Here is an 18,924-nt window from a genome sequence, read left to right on the forward strand (position 1 = left end):
TAAGCTTTAATAATTTTTCTTCAGTTAGTTTGAATTCCCCAAAAATAGTACATATCGCCCTGGGAAGCAATGTGGGCAACCGCTTTGAGCTTCTGCAAAATGCACTGCATAAATTATATTTAGAAATTGGCGAGGTGCAACAGGTATCGCAGGTTTATGAAACGCCCGCCTGGGGTTTTGAGGGCAATGCTTTTTTAAACGCCTGTATTGCCGTTTCTACCAGATTTTCTGCGGAAGAAATTCTTCGGAAATTATTAAAGATTGAAGCTGATGCCGGTCGAGTTCGCTCTGATGCTAAAAATTACCAAAACCGAAGCCTGGATCTGGATATTCTTCTTTTTGAAGATGAAATTTTAGAAACCTCAGATTTGATAGTGCCGCATCCTGCAATGCAAAACCGAAAATTTGTGTTGTTACCTTTGGCCGATATCGCTGCTAAGGAGCATCATCCTATTTTTCAAGTTTCTATTGAAAAATTACTGAAGCGGGTTGAGGACAATTCAGAAATAAAAGCGATTCCTGAAAAGCTAGAGATTCCTAAAAAAGCATTCAATTTAAATAACCTGAATTATATCGCGGTTGAAGGAAATATTGGTGCCGGGAAAACCAGCTTTTCTACCATGGTTTCCGAAGATTTTAATGCAAAACTCATTTTAGAAAGGTTTAAAGACAATCCGTTTTTACCAAAATTCTACGAGAACAAAGAGCGATATGCTTTTCCCTTGGAAATGTCTTTTCTGGCCGATCGCTATCAGCAACTTTCAGACGATTTAGCGCAATATGATCTTTTTAAAGATTTTGTGATCTCAGATTACGATGTTTTTAAGTCGCTTATTTTTGCTAAAATCACGCTGCTTGAAGACGAATATGCTTTATATCACAAGCTTTTTCATTTAATGTACAAGGAATTGGTAAAGCCAGATCTTTACATTTATCTCTACCAAAATACAGATCGACTATTGGAGAATATCAAGGCTCGCGGTCGTGATTACGAGCAGAATATTCAGCCAGATTATTTAGTGGAAATCAATAAAAGTTACCTGAATTTTATAAAGACCCAAACCAATATGAAGGTGCAGATTGTAGATATTTCCGGGAAAGACTTTGTAAATAACCGCCTGGATTATTTGTCGATTTTAGAAGAGATCAAAGCCTAATGATTTCCTAGAAGTAGGAAGTTCCTCTAGTGAGCCATATAAGATTGCTCACGATTATTGGTGGTTATTTTAGAAAATAGATCCCATAAAACCACGCCTACACTAACCGCAATATTTAGCGAATGTTTACTACCTAATTGCGGGATTTCAATAATTCCATCACTCGCCGAAACTACTTTTTGTTGTACTCCTTTTACCTCGTTACCAAAAACCACGGCGATTTTTTCACCCGGTTGGGCTTTAAAATCATTTAGCATCACCGAGCCTTCAGCTTGTTCAATTGAAAATACTTTTGTTTTCTCTCGTTGAAGTTTTTCCACTACCTCCAGCGTGTTTTCCGTATATTCCCAGTCTACGGTTTCAGTTGCGCCTAAAGCGGTTTTCTGAATATCTTTATGAGGTGGTTGTGCGGTAATTCCGCAGAGATAAATCTTTTCGATTAAAAAAGCATCGGCACTACGAAAAACCGAACCAATATTATTTAAGCTTCTAATATTGTCTAGAATCAGAATAATAGGTGTCTTCTCAGCTTTCTTGAATTCCTCAATAGATTTTCGGTCCAGTTCGCTGTTTTTTAATTTTCGGTTTTCCATAGCGGCAAAATTAATAAGAATGCGAGGAAATAAATTAATTTAAATCTAAAAAGACTGGAGTTGATAAGCAGGGATTTTTAATTCGAATCTTTCGTAATTACGGGTTTCATAGGTTATTTACATTTTAGTTTTATATTAGTAAATGATAAAATATTCCTCTAGTATGATATATAAAACTACTTCCCTGCTACTTTTTTTCTTCCTGTCTGTCACTCTTGCAGCCCAGGATATTAATAAAGAAGATACCCGTTTACTTTCAAAACCCGCGATGAGTGATTCTCAAATCGCTTTTATTTATGCCGAAGATCTTTGGGTGGCAAATAAAGATGGCTCTTCACCAAGAAGACTTACAGTAGATGATGGGATTGAATCCAATCCTGTTTTTTCACCAGACGGAAGTTTAATAGCTTTTAATGCAGAATATGATGGAAATACCGATGTATATGTGGTTCCTGCTAATGGTGGCGTGCCTGAGCGCCTTAGTTGGCACCCCGGGAGCGACCTGGTTCGTGGTTTTACACCAGATGGTTCTGCTGTACTATTTGGTTCTCAGCGTAGTGTTTTTACAAATAGATATATGAAACTCTTTGAGGTTTCAGTAAAGGGTGGCCAGGTTAAAGAACTGGAGATTCCAAATGCCTTTTGGGCAGATTATTCAGACGATGGAAAATACATTGCTTATACGCCACTTTTCGAAGCTTTTAATCAATGGAAATATTATCGTGGTGGTACTGCTTCTCGAATTTGGATCTTTGATACCAATGACCATTCTGTTACAGAAATTTCGAAACCGGAAGGTGGAAGCAACGATACCAGGCCTCAATGGCTGGGTGATAAAGTTTATTTCAGGAGTGACAGGAATGGAGAATTCAATTTGTACAGTTATGATATGAATTCCAAAGAGATTACTCAACTTACCAATTTTAAAGATTTCCCGGTTTTAGATCTTTCCGCAGGAAATGATGAAATCATTTTTGAGCAAGCCGGATACCTGCATACCTATAATCCGGAAACTAATACTACTGAAAAAATAGAGGTTGGGATCGCGACAGATCTTCTTGAACTGCGCCCAAGGTTTGTAAAGGGTGATGAATATATTCGTACCGCCTCCGTTTCGCCTACCGGTGCAAGGGTGGTAATGGATTTTAGAGGGGAAATAGTAACGGTGCCCGCTGAAAAAGGCGATGTGGTTAATATAACTGAAACCCCGGGGGTGCACGAACAAGACCCTGTATGGTCTCCAAATGGAAAATTCATCGCGTATGTTAGCGATGAAAGCGGAGAATATGCACTGCACGTTCAGGATCAAAGCGAACAAAAAGAGGCTAAAAAATTTAAACTTGAGGGTGCAGGTTTTTATGCTTATCCAAAGTGGTCGCCAGATAGTAAGAAAATAAGTTTTGTAGATAATGGGCGTAATCTTTATGTGTTAAACATAGATTCCGGAAAAGTGACAAAAGTTTCTCAGGATGAACGATATATACCGGGAGTTTTTAGGAACCTTTTTGGTAGTTGGTCTCACGATTCTAATTGGATTAGTTACACCATAGTAACAGGAACCAGCTTTGAACAGGCCTATGTGTATTCGCTTTCAGAAGATAAATCTTATGCAATTTCCGATGGTTTCTCCAGCGTTTCAAGTCCGGTTTTTGATCCAAGCGGAAAATATCTTTATATGTTAGCTTCTACAGATGCCGGGCCGGTGGTGAATTGGTTTGATCAGTCTAACCAGGATATGGAAATGACCAGTTCGATTTACCTGGTGACTTTACAGAAGGATGTAGAATCTCCATTTGCAAGAGAAAACGATGTTGAAAAGATTGAGCAGGCAGAAAAAGAGGAAGAGAAAAAGAAGAAGGCGGAAGAAGAGGATAAAGAAATCAAAGTTCCCGACTTGAAAATTGATTTCGAGGGAATAGAAAACAGGATCGTGGATGTACCGCTTCCTGCCGGCAAGTATGCTAACCTAAGTTCGCCAAAAGAAGGAAATCTCTATTATTTAGCTTATCCTCCTCACGAGCAAAACAAGGGAACTCTAAATCTGTACAATCTTAAAGAAAGGGAGAATAAGAAGATAATGCCTGCCACTTTTTACGAGATATCTGCCAATGGAAAAAAGATACTTTATAAGGCAGAAGAAAAATGGGGTCTCGTTGAAATTGATAAAATTGAAGAAAAGCGAACGCTTAATACCGGTGATATTCAGGTTAAAATTGATCCCGTAGCAGAATGGCCAAATATTTTTGATGAGGCCTGGCGAGTTAATCGAGACTACTTTTATGATCCCGGGATGCACGGCGTAGACTGGGATAAAATGAAAGAAAAATATCAGCCTTTTATAGGAGATGTTACTTCCCGAAGCGACCTCTACCGGGTGATGGAATGGATGTTTAGTGAACTTGGAGTTGGGCATCACAGGTTTTCCGGTAGAGGTGACAGGCTTCATTCTAAAGAATCTGTAAAAGGAGGTCTCTTGGGAGCAGATTTCAGTATAGAAGATGACAGGTATAGGTTTGAGAAAATCTATGGCGGGCTCAATTGGAACCCTAATTTGCGTTCTCCCCTTACCGAACCCGGAGTAGATGTGAAAGAAGGCGATTATCTATTGGCAGTAGATGGAGAAGAGCTAGAGGCTAGTGATAATATCTATAAGTTATTTGAAAATACGGCCGGGAAAATAGTGATGCTCACCGTGGGTCCTAATCCTAATATGAAGAATTCAAGAAAAATTAAAGTAACTCCGGTTGAAAATGAAATTGCTTTAAGAAACCGCGATTGGATAGAAGGCAATATTCAAAAAGTTCACGAAGCTACCGATGGCCGGGTTGCCTATGTTTATGTGCCAAATACTGCCACGGAGGGACATGAGTACTTCAAACGCTACTTCTTTCCGCAGGCGAACAAGCAGGCGATTATTGTAGATGAACGTTTTAATGGCGGTGGCCAACTGGCAGATTATGTTATAGATATTCTTAAAAAACCAGAGCAGGCACACTGGAGGTTTCGCTATGGAAAAGATCTAAAATCGCCAAGTGCTTCTATACAGGGGCCAAAAGTGATGATTACTGATGAAACTTCAGGTTCCGGTGGGGATTATCTGCCGTGGATGTTTAGAAAATTTGATCTTGGAACTATCGTTGGAAAAACTACCTGGGGCGGCCTGGTAGGCGTATTGGGTTATCCTGAATTTATAGATGGCGGCTCTGTTACCGCACCTAATGTTGCTTTTTATACCGAAGAAGGTTTTAGTGTAGAAAACGAAGGAGTAGCACCAGATGTTGAGGTGGAACAATGGCCGGAAGAAGTTCTTGAAGGAAGAGACCCTCAACTGGAAAAAGCCATTGAGATTGTGCTGAAACAGCTGGAGGCTAATCCGCCGGCAGAAGTGCCTTCCCCGGTATATCCTGATAAAACTGATAACTAATATTCTTTCGACTTAATTTAAATTTAGAAAGCGGGAATTTGAATTACCAGGTGCGCGTCTAAAAGTCTTATAAAAATGAATAAACTCACTTATTTCTTATTGCTAGCAATTACCCTGTCATCTTGCAAGAATAAGGAAGTCAAAGCCTACGATCTTGTTATTTATAATGCTCAAATTATAGATGTAGAGAGTGAAAGTCTAAGCAAAGGACAATCAATTTTTATTTCAGATGGTGAAATTGTTGAGGTTCGTGAAAGTATTGAGAATGAGAAATTTGTTGCCGATCGATTAATTGATGCCGAAGGAAAGTTTGTAATACCGGGACTATGGGATAACCACGTTCATTTTAGAGGGGGTGATACTTTGGTAGAAGAAAACAAAGACCTTCTACCACTTTTTTTAGCATACGGAATTACCACTGTACGCGATGCCGGTGGTGATATCACTCCGAGTGTAATGGAATGGAAAGATCAAATTGCTAATAGTGAATTAGATGGTCCCAGGATTTTTAGTTCGGGGCCCAAGCTGGATGGTGATAAACCGGCCTGGCCTGGGTCTATAAAAGTTTCAAATTCGAGCGATATTGGAGCTGCCTTAGATTCCCTGGAGAAATTAGATGTAGATTACGTAAAGACCTATGATGGAAATCTTTCCGCAGAAAATTATTACAATATCATTAAAGAAACTGAAAAACGTGGCCTAAAAATCACCGGCCATATGCCCATGAGCGCCGATTTCATGAAAGCGGTTTCGTTAGGTCTTGATGGTGCCGAGCATATGTATTATCCACTGAAAGCCTGTTCTCCTGCCGCCGACAGTCTTACTAAACCCGATCTTGGCTACGGAATGATAGAACCATTAATAGATACCTACGATCCCGAACTTGCAGCAGAGGTTTTTGCTAAAATGAGTCAAGAAAATGTATACGTAACCCCCACACTTTATATAGGTAAAACCTTGGCGGAAATTTTGGAAGTAGATCACAGGCAGGATTCATTGTTAAACTATATTGGTCCCGGAATTCAAAAAACCTACCAAGGTAGAATAGAAGGAGCAAAAAGAGCAAAAGCATCCGGTAGTAAGATGAGGGAAAAAATGGAAGAAATAAGTGTGCGAATGATTGAGCCAATGGAGAATGCGGGCGTTAAGCTTTTAGCAGGTTCAGATTGTGGGGCATTTAATTCTTATGTCTATCCCGGCGAATCTTTGCACGGGGAATTAAATGCCCTTTCTAAAGCAGGTTTAAGTAATGCCCAGGTATTAAAAAGCTCTATAATTAACGGCCCCGAATTTCTGGATCTTGGAGATAAATATGGAAGTGTGGAAGAAGGAAAAATAGCCGATCTCTTGCTTTTGGAAAATAATCCTCTTGAAAATTTGCAGAACCTAAAGGAAATCACAGCGGTAATAAAAAGCGGAAAGGTGTTTACCCGTGAAGATTTGGGAAAAATGCTTCAGGATATTCAATAATAGTTTCAGCTGCCCAATTTAGCATAGTTAATTAGTTAGGATATATTATTTTCGAAATTCAATTTTCAAGTATAAATAAGGGAAAAACCCCAGTTCGCAAATCATACAATCGCTTATCTTTAATAGGATAAAAATGGAATGTTATGATACAGGGTGGTCTTATAGGTTTGGTGTTTTTGCTTAGGATTAGCTTTAGCGATGATATAAGAGTGGTAGATATGGTTGTGAATAGCTATACCGAAGAATGTGTGGGAGAAAGGGAAGGAAATTGCTTACTCGTGCAGGAAGGAGACCATATAGGTACAGATAACTGGAGCCTTTTTTATTATGAGGACAGCATAGAAGGCTTTGATTATGAGCCCGGTTATATTTATCATTTAAAAGTGAAGAAGAAGAAAATAAAAAATCCGCCTATGGATGGTTCTTCAATTTCATATCGACTGGTAAGGATAATGTCTAAGGAAAAGGTTTAAATTGAAGATCTTCAGGGTTTCTTCTTTTTTATTACTACCATCTTTTTCAAATCTTAGCTAACTTGCAAAGAAAAAATAATTCTTGCCCAGATCTAAAAAGTCATTAGAAGCCAATAAAGTCAGTTTTAAAGGAAGTTTTGCATCCTTAAAATTTGTACCTAGATTTTTTAAGGAAATCAGGAAAGTAAACCCTTTGCTGTTTTACGCTAATGTATTGGCAAGGACCATTAACGCCATTTTACCGGTTGTTATCCTTATTGTAGGAAAATTGATTATTGATGAGGTGGTTTTACAAATTGCGGCCGAAGAAAAAGACCTTGATAGGTTATGGTTACTGGTAGCAGCAGAATTCGGTCTGGCTATTTTATCAGATCTAATGAGTAGGGCGATTAGTTTGACTGATGGTTTGTTGGGAGACCAATATAGCATAGATACTTCGGTTCGAATTATTAAGAAAACTTCAGAATTAAACCTTGATCAGTTAGAAGATTCTGAGTTTTATGATAAACTGGAACGAGCCCGGCAGCAAACCACCGGTAGGGTTGGGTTAATGTCTAATATTCTTACCCAGGCTGAGGATTTGGTGGTAATTTTCACTTTACTTGCTGGGGTAGTCGCCTTTGAACCCTGGCTAATAATTTTACTGGTGGTTTCCGTAGTTCCTACAATAATAAATGAAATCAAATTTAGTGGCACCAGTTATTCCCTGGCCAGAAGTTGGACCCAAGAACGTCGGGAACTGGATTATTTGCGCTATGTAGGCGCTAGTGATGTAACGGCAAAAGAGGTAAAACTCTTCGGACTTTCAGATTACCTGGCAAACCGATTTAAAAACCTTTCCGACACTTATTATTTAATGAGTAAAAAACTGGCAAAACAGCGCGCCGGTTGGGGTTCAGTTTTCAACGTGATTGGTACAGGAGCCTATTATGGTGCTTATCTTTTAATCGTTTTTAGAACCGTAGCGGGAATTTTTACACTTGGTGATCTTACTTTCCTATCGGGTTCTTTTAACAGACTTCGATCTAAATTGCAGGGCTTTTTTACCCGCTTTACCGCAATTACCGAAAGTGCACTCTACCTTCAGGATTATTTTGAATTTCTGGACCTTAAATATTCCGATGAAACTTCGGAAGAAAAATTACCGCTTCCAAAGAAAATTAAAAAAGGATTTGAATTTAAAAATGTCGGATTCAAATATCCTAAATCTGAAGCCTGGGTGGTTAGAAACATCAATTTTGAATTAAAAGCAGGAGAAAAACTGGCCTTTGTAGGAGAAAACGGCGCTGGGAAAACCACGCTGATAAAATTATTACTTCGGTTTTATGAACCTACTGAAGGTGAGATTCTACTCGATGATATTCCGGTTAAAGAATATAATCAATCCCAATATCAACAATACTTCGGGGTGATTTTTCAGGATTTTGTAAAGTTTGAATTAACGCTTCGTGAAAATATTGCCATGGGCGAAATTGAAGAAATCGGTAATCAAAATCGAATTGACAGCGCTGCGCAAAAAAGTCTGGCGAACGAGGTAATTTCTGATATGCCGCGAGGTTACGATCAGCAATTGGGGAAACGCTTTAAGCAGGGAAAAGATCTTTCGGGTGGGCAGTGGCAAAAAATTGCGATTGCCCGTGCCTATATGAAAGATGCAGAGGTTTTAATTTTAGACGAACCGACTTCGGCGCTAGATGCCCGCGCTGAAACCGAAGCTTTTGACCGATTTATTAAGCTTACTGAGGGGAAAACTGCGGTAATTATTTCGCATCGTTTCAGCACAGTAAGAATAGCCGATAGAATTATGGTTTTAAAAAACGGTGCCGTACTGGAAATTGGAACGCATCAAGAATTGATGCAAAATGATATGCTGTATGCCGAATTGTTCAACCTACAGGCGCAGGGATATCAATAAGAGATCTTTAAACAATGAGCTTAAATCATTACGCAATTTTTACACCCGATTTTTCTCTACTGGGAAAATGGCTACCGCAACTTTTGAAAGGAAATTCTCCAGAAGAATTAAAGGAATTGCAGGGAAAGAAAGGCCTGCTTTTTTCTGAATCGATTTTAAATAAATTTATTGAGGAAGATTATAAACACGGGAACTCTGCCTTGATTTTTAATGAAAATCGTTCCTTACGAACTTTTTCCAGTGGGGAGAAACGAAAAGCTTTGCTGCAATATTTACTTAGTCAGGAGCCTGATTTTCTGGTTTTAGACAATCCTTTTGATAGTCTTGATAAAACATCGGTATCTGATTTAAAATTGACCTTGCAGCATATTTCTAAAACAACTGTTATCATTCAGATTTTTAATCGAAAAGAAGATTTACTGCCTTTTGTAGATTTAATATTGAAAGTCGAAAACGAACAAGTTGTCGAAAGCTTTGAGGTTTCAGAATTCCAGGGGAATAATGAAAGCAATTTTTCAGAAGTAAATATTCCTCCAGCACCAGTAAAATTCCAGGACGTGCCAAATATATTGGTGAAAATGAAAAATGTCTCGGTTTCTTATGGGGGTAAACCGGTTTTAGAAAATATTAGCTGGGAAATTAAAAAAGGAGATTTTTGGCAACTTACTGGGCCCAATGGTGCAGGGAAAACTACTTTGCTTTCTATGATTTACGGCGATAATCCCAAAGCCTATGGCGTAGACTTATACTTATTCGGAAACAAAAAAGGCAGTGGTGTAAGTGTATGGGAGATTAAAAAGAAAATCGGGTATTTCTCGCCTGCGCTTACCGAACTTTTTCACCGAAGAAATACTGTTTTGGAGATGCTAATTTCAGGTTTGGTAGATAGCGTTGGTTTGTACCAAAAACCTGGAGATGCAGATATCAGGTTGGCTAAAGAATGGTTAAAAATCCTGAATTTGGAAGATAAATCAGCTAAGATTTTTACAGAATTATCTGAACTTCATAAAAGAATGGTTCTTATTGGCAGGGCGATGATTAAGCATCCGCCTTTACTTATTTTAGACGAACCCACAACCTCGCTAGACGATAAAAGTGCGCTGCAAATCACTTCGCTCATTAATTTAATCGTCAGGGAAAGTCCTACCGCGGTGATTTTTGTTTCGCATAGAAAAGAGAAAGGTCTGGAACCAAAGGCTATTTACCATCTAATTCCATCAGAAAATGGATCTAAAGGGGAAATACTTGTAGAATAATTGTGGAAAAAATTGAATAACTTCCAGAGATAATTTTCCTTTAAAATATGGGATTCTGTACTTTAGCGGGAAATAAAATTTAAAATTTTGGCAGCCAAGAAATCCCCTAAAGTTACCCCGTTAATGAAGCAGTACAATGCTATTAAAGCAAAGTATCCAGATGCTTTGCTCTTGTTTCGTGTGGGTGATTTCTATGAGACTTTTGGTGAAGACGCGGTAAAAACAGCTAGGATTTTAAATATTATTTGCACCAATAGGAACAATGGCAGCGAGCGTACCGAGCTTGCCGGATTTCCACATCATTCTTTAAACACCTATTTGCCAAAATTAGTAAAAGCCGGAGAACGGGTGGCCATTTGCGATCAATTAGAAGATCCTAAAATGACCAAAAACATTGTAAAACGTGGTGTGACCGAATTGGTGACTCCGGGTGTGGCTTTAAGCGATGAGGTGCTTCAGAGTAAATCGAATAATTTTTTATGCGCTATTCACTTCGGAAAGAAAATCTTTGGAGTTTCGTTTTTAGATGTTTCTACCGGTGAATTTTTAACGGCGCAAGGAAATTCAGAATATATAGATAAATTACTTCAGAATTTTAGCCCTAGTGAAGTCTTGATTCCGAAGAAAAATAAGAAGGATTTTAAGCAGATCTTCGGCGAAGATTTCCATACGTTCTACCAGGAAGACTGGGTGTTTAAACAGGATTTTGCTTACGAAACTTTAAATGAACATTTTCAGACCAAATCTTTAAAAGGTTTTGGAATCGAGCATTTGGAAGAAGGAATTATTGCTTCCGGTGCTATTTTACATTATTTAGCCGAAACCCAGCATCGAAAACTTCAGCATATAACCTCAGTAAACAGAATTGCAGAAGAGGAATATGTATGGATGGACCGGTTTACGATTAGGAACCTGGAGTTATATCATTCTAACGCCGCAAATGCGGTGACCTTATTGGATGTGATTGATAAAACTATTTCGCCGATGGGTGGAAGGCTTTTAAAGAGATGGCTTGCATTGCCTTTAAAGAATGCCGAGAAAGTAAAAAAGCGCCACGAAGTAGTTGGTTTTTTACTCGAAAATCCTTCAGTTTTAGCTGAAATTCAGCAAAACATTAAAAAGATAAGTGACCTGGAAAGGCTTATTTCTAAAGTTGCTACAGGGAAGGTAACTCCACGAGAGGTAATTCAGCTTAATCATTCTTTACAAGCCATAATTCCTATAAAAGAGCTCGCGCTGAAAAGTAAGAATGAAGCCATTAAAGTGATTGGCGATAATTTACACTCTTGCGAGGTTTTGCGAAGTAAAATTACTGAAAGTTTACACGAAGATGCACCGGTAAATATTTTAAAGGGGAATTGTATTGCTGAAGGTTTTTCGGAAGAACTGGATGAGCTTAGAAAAATAGCTTTTTCAGGAAAAGATTACCTCGATAATATGCTGAAACGCGAAACCCAAAATACCGGGATTTCTTCTTTGAAAATTGGTAGTAACAATGTTTACGGTTATTATATTGAAGTGCGCAACACGCATAAAGATAAAGTTCCCGATAGCTGGATTAGAAAGCAAACCCTGGTAAATGCCGAGCGGTATATTACCGAAGAATTAAAAGAATATGAAGCAAAGATCTTAGGAGCTGAAGAAAAGATCTTGCAGCTGGAACAGCAGCTTTTTAACAAGCTGGTAATTTGGATGAACGATTATATTCAGCCTGTGCAGCAAAACGCCCAACTTATTGCGCAGTTAGATTGCTTGTGCTCTTTTGCTGAGCAAGCTAAAGCTGAAAATTATTGCAAACCTGAAATTGAAGAACATCACGATTTAAATATTGAGGAAGGCCGGCACCCGGTTATTGAAAAGCAATTGCCTATTGGCGAATCTTATGTGACCAATAATGTTACTTTAGATCGCGAAAATCAGCAGGTAATTATGATCACCGGGCCAAATATGAGTGGTAAGTCGGCTATTTTAAGGCAAACCGCGCTTATTGTTTTAATGGCGCAAATGGGAAGTTTTGTACCTGCAAAAGCGGCAAATATAGGTTTGGTAGATAAAATTTTTACCCGGGTTGGCGCCAGCGATAATATTTCTATGGGTGAGTCTACTTTTATGGTAGAAATGAATGAGACCGCCAGTATTCTTAATAATATTTCTGACAGAAGTTTGGTGCTTCTAGACGAAATTGGCCGTGGTACCAGCACCTATGATGGTATTTCTATTGCCTGGGCTATAAGCGAATATTTGCACGAACATCCCGCGAAACCGAAAACACTTTTCGCTACGCATTACCACGAGCTTAATGAAATGTGCGATACTTTTGAGCGGATCAAAAATTTTAATGTTTCGGTAAAAGAATTGAAAGATAATGTGCTTTTTCTTCGGAAACTGGTGCCGGGAGGTAGTGAGCATAGCTTTGGGATTCACGTAGCCAAAATGGCCGGAATGCCACAGCAGGTTTTACACCGCGCAAATAAAATTCTGAAGAAACTGGAGAAATCCCATAAAATGGAAGATTCCAGTGAGCTTTTAAAGAAATCGGCCGAGGAAGAGATGCAGCTAAGTTTTTTCAATCTGGATGATCCTATTTTACAGGAATTAAAAGAGGAGGTCTTACATATAGATATTGATACGCTTACTCCCGTAGAGGCATTAATGAAGCTTAATGAGATTAAAAGGACACTGGTTGGTAAAGAAAAGGCTAAAGCCAAAGCTTAGGTAGTTTCCAGTCTTCGTTTATGGGTTTTAAGTAAAAAATAGGGGAATATATTATTAAGTATTGGTAAACAATGAGTTGTAGTTTGTAAACTTTCGACAAGAATTACTGAAGAAATTTTTTATTTCAAATTTTCCTTATTTTTTATAAAAAGCCTTTGACATTATAAGATTTATATTAAATTTGCATCCGCAATACGCTATTGCAGCCACGTTAAACGTGGAAGTTCTTTTAAACACGCGAAAATAGCTCAGTTGGTAGAGCGCCACCTTGCCAAGGTGGAGGTCGCGGGTTCGAATCCCGTTTTTCGCTCATACATAAAATTACCACGCTCGGGTGGTGGAATTGGTAGACACGTTGGACTTAAAATCCAATGGACAATGTGTCCGTACGGGTTCAAGTCCCGTCCCGAGTACTTAAAGCCTTGTTAATCTGTTGATTTTCAAGGCTTTTTTGTTTTATTCGTGATAGTTTCCCGACATCTTCCCGACATTTCATAATTTCCTTAGACTATAATTTTCTTTAAGGTTGTTTGGGGTATTTTGCTAAATTCCTGAAAACATCAAATTGTACCTAAGTCAAATAAGAGTAATAAAAACTTTGCTAATAAAAAATTTAAATTAAAACTAAGAGATCTCATAACCCGAAGGTCACTGGTTCGAGTCCAGTTCCCGCTACTAGCAATGACAAGGCTTTACAGAAATGTAAGGCCTTTTTTTATGGACTGGGTACAACATAGGTACAACATTTTTGGAAAGCCAAATTTGAATAGAAAATAATGTTAATTAACATTATTTGGGGATATTTCCTATCTCATTCGAAGTGTAACTTAGTAATTTGAAGGATTTGTATAATTCTCTATTTCATTAAATAGCTTATTAAAAAACAATGTTCTAATTCTTCAGTATAAGATCTTGGTAATTTTTTAATTGAAATTATTATCAAATTATGTGATAAACCTTTTGAAATCTGTTCCTATTCTTTTTGCACAATCTGTGCATTGATTTTTTTTTATCTTTGTAGTGTGAAAATTATCGCTGTCATATTATCTCTATATATATTCGGGCTTAACTTATTAGCCTGTAATGATAGTGACACTTCACAAGTGATTTCTGATTCAGAAGTAACAGTGGTTGCTACGCAGAATTTAGATATCGACTATTCACATGATAAAGTAGCAGATTTATGCCCTCCTTTTTGTAGTTGCCATTGCTGCCATGTGCATACAGTAGATTTCGGTTCTTCAAATTTCAAGGCTTTGATTATTGAAATTCCATCAAAAGCCTTTGTCCATTTTGACAGCTCAGTGGAAGAACCTATTCTTTCCTTTTTAGATCCTCCAAAAGTTTAATTCAGTTTTTTTAAAGGATAATTATATCCTTTTTTGACCAAATCCTGGTTCTCATACTAGATCCTTGGTCCTATTGATAGATTTTGTTAGGCACAAAATTATTATCAAGAATTTTAACTGAATTAAATTTTTATTTATATGATTAATAAGATAATCGCATTTTCCATTAATAATAAATTTATTATTGGACTACTTACCTTAGCGCTGATAGGGACGGGTATTTGGTCCATGATGACCGTCAACCTGGGATCGGTGCCAGATATTACTAACAATCAGGTTCAGGTGATCACCCAGTCGCCAAATCTTGCCACAGAAGATATTGAACAATTTGTAACCTATCCCGTAGAACTTTCGATGGGTAATTTACCTGGAGTTACAGAGATTCGCTCTATTTCACGGTTTGGACTTTCGGTAGTTACTATTGTTTTTAAAGATGATATGGGAACTTATCTCCCTCGTCAACTAGTACAGGAAAAACTTAATGAATTGGGAGAAACCATTCCCGATAAATTTGGAAGTCCTGCTATGGGACCTATTTCAACCGGATTGGGTCAAATTTATGAGTATACCATAAAGCCAAAGGAGGGATACGAAACTGAATATTCTCCCATGGAACTACGAACTATTCAGGACTGGATAATCAAGCGACAACTTACCTTGCTGGAAGGTGTGGTGGAAGTAAATTCTTTTGGAGGCTCCATAAAACAATATGAGGTAGCAATCAATCCTGAGAAATTAAACAGTATGGGTATAAGTATCTCTGAGGTTTATGAGGCGCTGGCCCGAAACAATGTGAATACCGGTGGAGCTTATATTGAGAAAAATAAAATGTCAAATTTTATTAGAGGTGAAGGTTTAATCCGTTCACTGGAGGATATAAGGAAAATTGCTATTACTACCGAAAATTCTATTCCGATAACTATTGGAGATGTTGCGGAAGATGTTCAGTTTGGAAATCAGGTACGCTACGGAGCTTTCACTCAAGACGGAGAGGAAGCCGTAGGCGGGATAATAATGATGTTAAAAGGCGCCAATCCCAATGCCGTAATTCAGGATGTTAAAGATAGGATGGCAGAAGTTGAAAAGTCACTTCCTGAAGGTTTGACCATAGAGCCAATTATTGATCGGAGTGAATTAATAGCACGAACAACCGATACTGTTAAAACAAATTTACTGGAAGGTGCATTGATAGTGATTTTTGCCCTGGTATTGTTATTAGGTAGTCTAAGAGGTGGACTTATTACTGCTACCACTATTCCCTTATCACTGCTTTTTGCTTTTATTTTAATGAAACAATTCAATGTCTGGGCCAATCTAATGAGTTTGGGCGCTATTGACTTTGGAATCATTATAGACGGTGCAGTGATTATCATCGAGGGAACCGTGTATGAAATACAAAAACGGATAAGATCTGGCAAGGTGAAATTCAATCAGGCTAAAATGGATGAAGTAGCCTATGATGCTGGGAGCACGATGATGAGTTCCGCATTTTTTGGACAGATTATAATTCTTATTGTATTCACGCCTATACTTTTTCTTACGGGGGTAGAAGGTAAAATGTTTAAGCCGATGGCGTACACTTTCGGTTTTGCCATGATAGGTGCTATTTTCTTATGCCTTACCTATGTCCCTATGATGTCTGCCCTATTTATGAAACCCATTCAGAATAAAAAGAACTGGTTTGGAAGGTTTGAACGCTGGCTGGAAAGGATAAGTGATAAGATAATTGGTGGAATACAAAGGGTATATATGCCTTTACTGAAAGGGGCATTAAAACTGAAGCTCATTGTTGTAGGTGCTGCTGCTGTTCTACTTGTATTAGCCGGTTTCCTTTTTTCCAGAATGGGAGGAGAATTTGTGCCTCAACTGGATGAAGGGGATATTGCAATGCAGGCTTTAATCAGACCAGGAAGTTCATTAACAGAGTCTATTGAAGTTTCCAAAAAAATAGAAAATATCCTTCTAGAAAATTTTCCTGAAATTAAAACAGCAACAGCAAGAATTGGAGTAGCGGACATCCCAACAGATCCAATGCCGATGGATATCGCAGATATGTACCTGATTCTTGAAAAAGATAAGGATAATTGGACAACCGCTGAAACTAAAGAAGGACTTATAGCGCAAATCAAGGAAAAACTCAATAAAGAACTTACTGGGGTAAACCTTGTGTTTACGCAACCTGTAGAATTAAGGTTCAACGAATTATTAGAGGGGGTTAGAGAAGATATTGCGGTTAAACTATATGGAGAGGACCTGGGGGTGTTGTCGGAAAAGGTACAGGAAATGGCTAATATTATCCAGACCGTACCTGGAGCAGGAGATGTTAATCCTGAACGAACATCTGGGCTGCCACAAATGACCGTGAAATTTAACCGTGATAAAATTGCTCAATATGGCCTGGATATCCAAAAAGCAAATGATTATATAAGTACTGCTTTTGCGGGAGGAACCGCAGGAGTCATTTTTGAAGGAGAAAAGCGATTCGATTTAGTAGTAAGATTTGATGAAGAACATAGAAAGAATATTGATGACTTGCGTGGAATGTATATCGATCTTCCCGACGGAACTCAGGTACCGATAAAAGAAATAGCAGATATCGAATATGTTCCGGGCCCTATGCAAATTTCGAGAGATGATACCTACAGAAGAACCTATGTGGGTGTAAATGCCCGGGGAAGGGATGTAGAGTCAGTCGTTAATGATATTCAGCAAAGATTAGATGAAGAATTAGAATTACCTCCCGGGTATTATATAACTTATGGGGGGGAATTCGAAAATCTTCAGAGTGCTAAGGACCGCTTGATAATTGTTGTACCCATTGCCCTTTTCTTGATATTTGTTCTTCTATATTTTGCCCTAAAATCGTTTTCCCAATCTGTCATGATCTATATAGCCATACCCCTCGCTGCCATTGGAGGTGTTTTTGCCCTTTGGTTGCGGGGAATGCCATTCAGTATTTCTGCTGGGGTAGGTTTTATTGTATTATTCGGGGTTGCAGTTTTAAACGGGCTGGTACTAATAAATAGATTCAATTCTTTAAAAGAAGAAGGAGTAACCAGTATAAAAGATAGAATTTTTACAGGAACCAAAGAACGAATACGACCTATTATGTTAACAGCAACAACAGATATTTTCGGTTTTTTACCAATGGCATTTTCCACATCAGCCGGTGCAGAAGTTCAACAACCACTTGCTACGGTGGTTATAGGTGGGATGCTTACAGCTACACTGCTTACGCTGGTTGTATTACCAGTACTATATACCCTTGTAGAAAGAAAACGAGAGAAAAAAGAACAGAATAAACTAGGTTCTTCCAATTCGCGATCTTTAGCTACGATTTTGATAATTGGCTTAGTTTTAGGCGGAACCTTTTCTGTAAATGCACAATCTGATGCAATGTCATCTGAATATTCACAACAGGATTCTTTACAAACAATTAGTTTGGAGGATGCAAAAGAAATGGCAATCAAAAATTTTCCACAGCTCCAAGCTGCCCAGCTCGAAATTGAAAGTGAGGAAGTATTGCGCAAAACCGCCTTTGATTTTGGAAACACCCAAATCTTTACAGGAAAAGAAGAAGTAGGAAATGGCTCTGATGGGATCTATACCCAAATTGGCGTCCAACAACAAGGCATCGATATTTTCGGAATAGTGCCCCGGTTAAAACTACAGAAAGAAAGGGTGGCACTTGCTGAAAATGCCTTAGAGCTATCTACTATTGAAATTGAACGTGAAGTAAGCAGGGCCTGGACATCTGTTTATACAAGTAAAAAGAGGTATCAGGTATATAAGAAAATGGATTCTATTTTCGAAGATATTGAAAGGGCGGCTAGAATCAGGTATGAGACAGAAGCTACCTCTAAACTGGAATATCTTGCCACCTCAAATCAGGGGAATGAGGTGAAAATACAGTTAGAACAAGCTTATCGAGATTACCTGAAATCAATACAGCGCTTAAACCTATGGTTTGTTAGTGACACAATTTACGATGTACCAGATTTGCCTGCTGAAGCATTGGATGAACCTTTAAACTTTCTGGTAGAGTCTCTTGAAAATCATCCCTTACTACAGGTTTCAGAACAAAGAATTGACGTGGCAAAAGCGGTTACCAGAGAACGAAAATCTGAATTTTTGCCCAAATTTCAGGGTCAATACGGTAGGCAGGAAATAGCCGGGCAATCGGGTTTCTTTCAATATCAAATAGGAATTCAAATTCCACTGTTTTTTGGGCCGGAATTAGGCCGTACCCAGGAAGCACAAGTGAATCGAAAGATTGCAGAGCAAAACTTTTACCAGGATAAACTCGAACTGGAAATCGCCTATAAAAATATGCGGGAAGACTACATCAAATGGAGAAACTCATGGAATTATTATAGGGATGAAGCGCTTCCTTTAGCACAGGAACAACAGGATGGGTCGGTATTAGCATTTAAGGAAGGTGCTATAGATTACGTAACCTTCCTTCAAAATATAAGAGATGCCATTAGAATCGAAGTAAATGCCTGGAGTGCTTTTAACGATTATCTCGACAGCCGTTACCAACTGGAATATTACCTTAAGAATTCAAATTAA

Annotated in this window: 10 protein-coding genes and 2 tRNA genes; 11 read left to right on the forward strand and 1 reads right to left on the reverse strand. The window is 38.3% G+C overall.

Going from position 1 to position 18,924, the window contains the following annotated elements; translation table 11 throughout:
* The first annotated feature begins 29 nt into the window (after positions 1 to 29).
* A complete protein-coding gene (gene folK / locus BM084_RS08620) occupies positions 30 to 1,157 on the forward strand; it encodes a 2-amino-4-hydroxy-6-hydroxymethyldihydropteridine diphosphokinase (protein WP_093304312.1) in 1,128 nt (375 codons plus the stop codon).
* Between the two features lie 26 nt (positions 1,158 to 1,183).
* On the opposite strand, the gene BM084_RS08625 is transcribed toward folK, so the two are convergent.
* The gene (locus BM084_RS08625) at positions 1,184 to 1,750 is read right to left on the reverse strand and encodes an RNA methyltransferase (protein ID WP_075324868.1); all 567 of its coding nucleotides are present in this window, start codon (positions 1,748 to 1,750) and stop codon (positions 1,184 to 1,186) included.
* A gap of 163 nt (positions 1,751 to 1,913) precedes the next feature.
* On the opposite strand from BM084_RS08625, the gene BM084_RS08630 reads away from it, so the two are divergent.
* The 10 genes from BM084_RS08630 to BM084_RS08675 all read left to right on the forward strand — a co-directional run bounded on the left by BM084_RS08630 (position 1,914) and on the right by BM084_RS08675 (position 18,924).
* Entirely contained in the window at positions 1,914 to 5,174 is a 3,261-nt protein-coding gene (locus tag BM084_RS08630) for a S41 family peptidase (protein WP_218152242.1), read from the forward strand.
* A gap of 75 nt (positions 5,175 to 5,249) precedes the next feature.
* A complete protein-coding gene (locus BM084_RS08635) occupies positions 5,250 to 6,644 on the forward strand; it encodes an amidohydrolase family protein (protein ID WP_093304315.1) in 1,395 nt (464 codons plus the stop codon).
* A 143-nt stretch (positions 6,645 to 6,787) separates the two neighbouring features.
* Positions 6,788 to 7,117 (forward strand): DUF4377 domain-containing protein, encoded by a 330-nt coding sequence (locus BM084_RS08640; protein ID WP_093304319.1) that lies wholly within the window; start codon positions 6,788 to 6,790, stop codon positions 7,115 to 7,117.
* An 82-nt stretch (positions 7,118 to 7,199) separates the two neighbouring features.
* A complete protein-coding gene (locus BM084_RS08645) occupies positions 7,200 to 9,032 on the forward strand; it encodes an ABC transporter ATP-binding protein (protein ID WP_093304322.1) in 1,833 nt (610 codons plus the stop codon).
* 14 nt (positions 9,033 to 9,046) lie between these two features.
* A complete protein-coding gene (locus BM084_RS08650; RefSeq protein WP_075324863.1) occupies positions 9,047 to 10,288 on the forward strand; it encodes an ATP-binding cassette domain-containing protein in 1,242 nt (413 codons plus the stop codon).
* Between the two features lie 123 nt (positions 10,289 to 10,411).
* Positions 10,412 to 13,003: a DNA mismatch repair protein MutS gene (gene mutS / locus BM084_RS08655; protein WP_093304325.1), complete on the forward strand. Its 2,592-nt coding sequence runs from the start codon at positions 10,412 to 10,414 to the stop codon at positions 13,001 to 13,003.
* Between the two features lie 237 nt (positions 13,004 to 13,240).
* A tRNA-Gly gene (locus BM084_RS08660) sits at positions 13,241 to 13,313 on the forward strand.
* An 18-nt stretch (positions 13,314 to 13,331) separates the two neighbouring features.
* Positions 13,332 to 13,416, forward strand: a tRNA-Leu gene (locus BM084_RS08665).
* A gap of 609 nt (positions 13,417 to 14,025) precedes the next feature.
* Complete coding sequence (locus BM084_RS08670) at positions 14,026 to 14,352, forward strand: DUF6660 family protein (RefSeq protein WP_225573949.1); 327 nt, start codon at positions 14,026 to 14,028, stop codon at positions 14,350 to 14,352.
* Positions 14,353 to 14,490: 138 nt separating this feature from the next.
* Positions 14,491 to 18,924 carry a CusA/CzcA family heavy metal efflux RND transporter gene (locus BM084_RS08675; RefSeq protein WP_075325750.1) on the forward strand — a complete coding sequence of 1,478 codons (4,434 nt, stop codon included), beginning with the start codon at positions 14,491 to 14,493 and terminating at the stop codon, positions 18,922 to 18,924.

Origin of the sequence: Salegentibacter agarivorans, assembly GCF_900113135.1 — a bacterium.
Taxonomy (GTDB): domain Bacteria; phylum Bacteroidota; class Bacteroidia; order Flavobacteriales; family Flavobacteriaceae; genus Salegentibacter; species Salegentibacter agarivorans.

What these genes read in the sequence shown, in the direction of transcription:
- BM084_RS08625 (WP_075324868.1), bottom strand. Translation starts at nt 1,750, where the DNA reads ATGGAAAACCGAAAATTAAAAAACAGCGAACTGGACCGAAAATCTATT.
- BM084_RS08675 (WP_075325750.1), top strand. Translation starts at nt 14,491, where the DNA reads ATGATTAATAAGATAATCGCATTTTCCATTAATAATAAATTTATTATT.
- mutS (WP_093304325.1), top strand. Translation starts at nt 10,412, where the DNA reads ATGAAGCAGTACAATGCTATTAAAGCAAAGTATCCAGATGCTTTGCTC.
- BM084_RS08630 (WP_218152242.1), top strand. Translation starts at nt 1,914, where the DNA reads ATGATATATAAAACTACTTCCCTGCTACTTTTTTTCTTCCTGTCTGTC.
- BM084_RS08640 (WP_093304319.1), top strand. Translation starts at nt 6,788, where the DNA reads ATGATACAGGGTGGTCTTATAGGTTTGGTGTTTTTGCTTAGGATTAGC.
- BM084_RS08635 (WP_093304315.1), top strand. Translation starts at nt 5,250, where the DNA reads ATGAATAAACTCACTTATTTCTTATTGCTAGCAATTACCCTGTCATCT.
- BM084_RS08650 (WP_075324863.1), top strand. Translation starts at nt 9,047, where the DNA reads ATGAGCTTAAATCATTACGCAATTTTTACACCCGATTTTTCTCTACTG.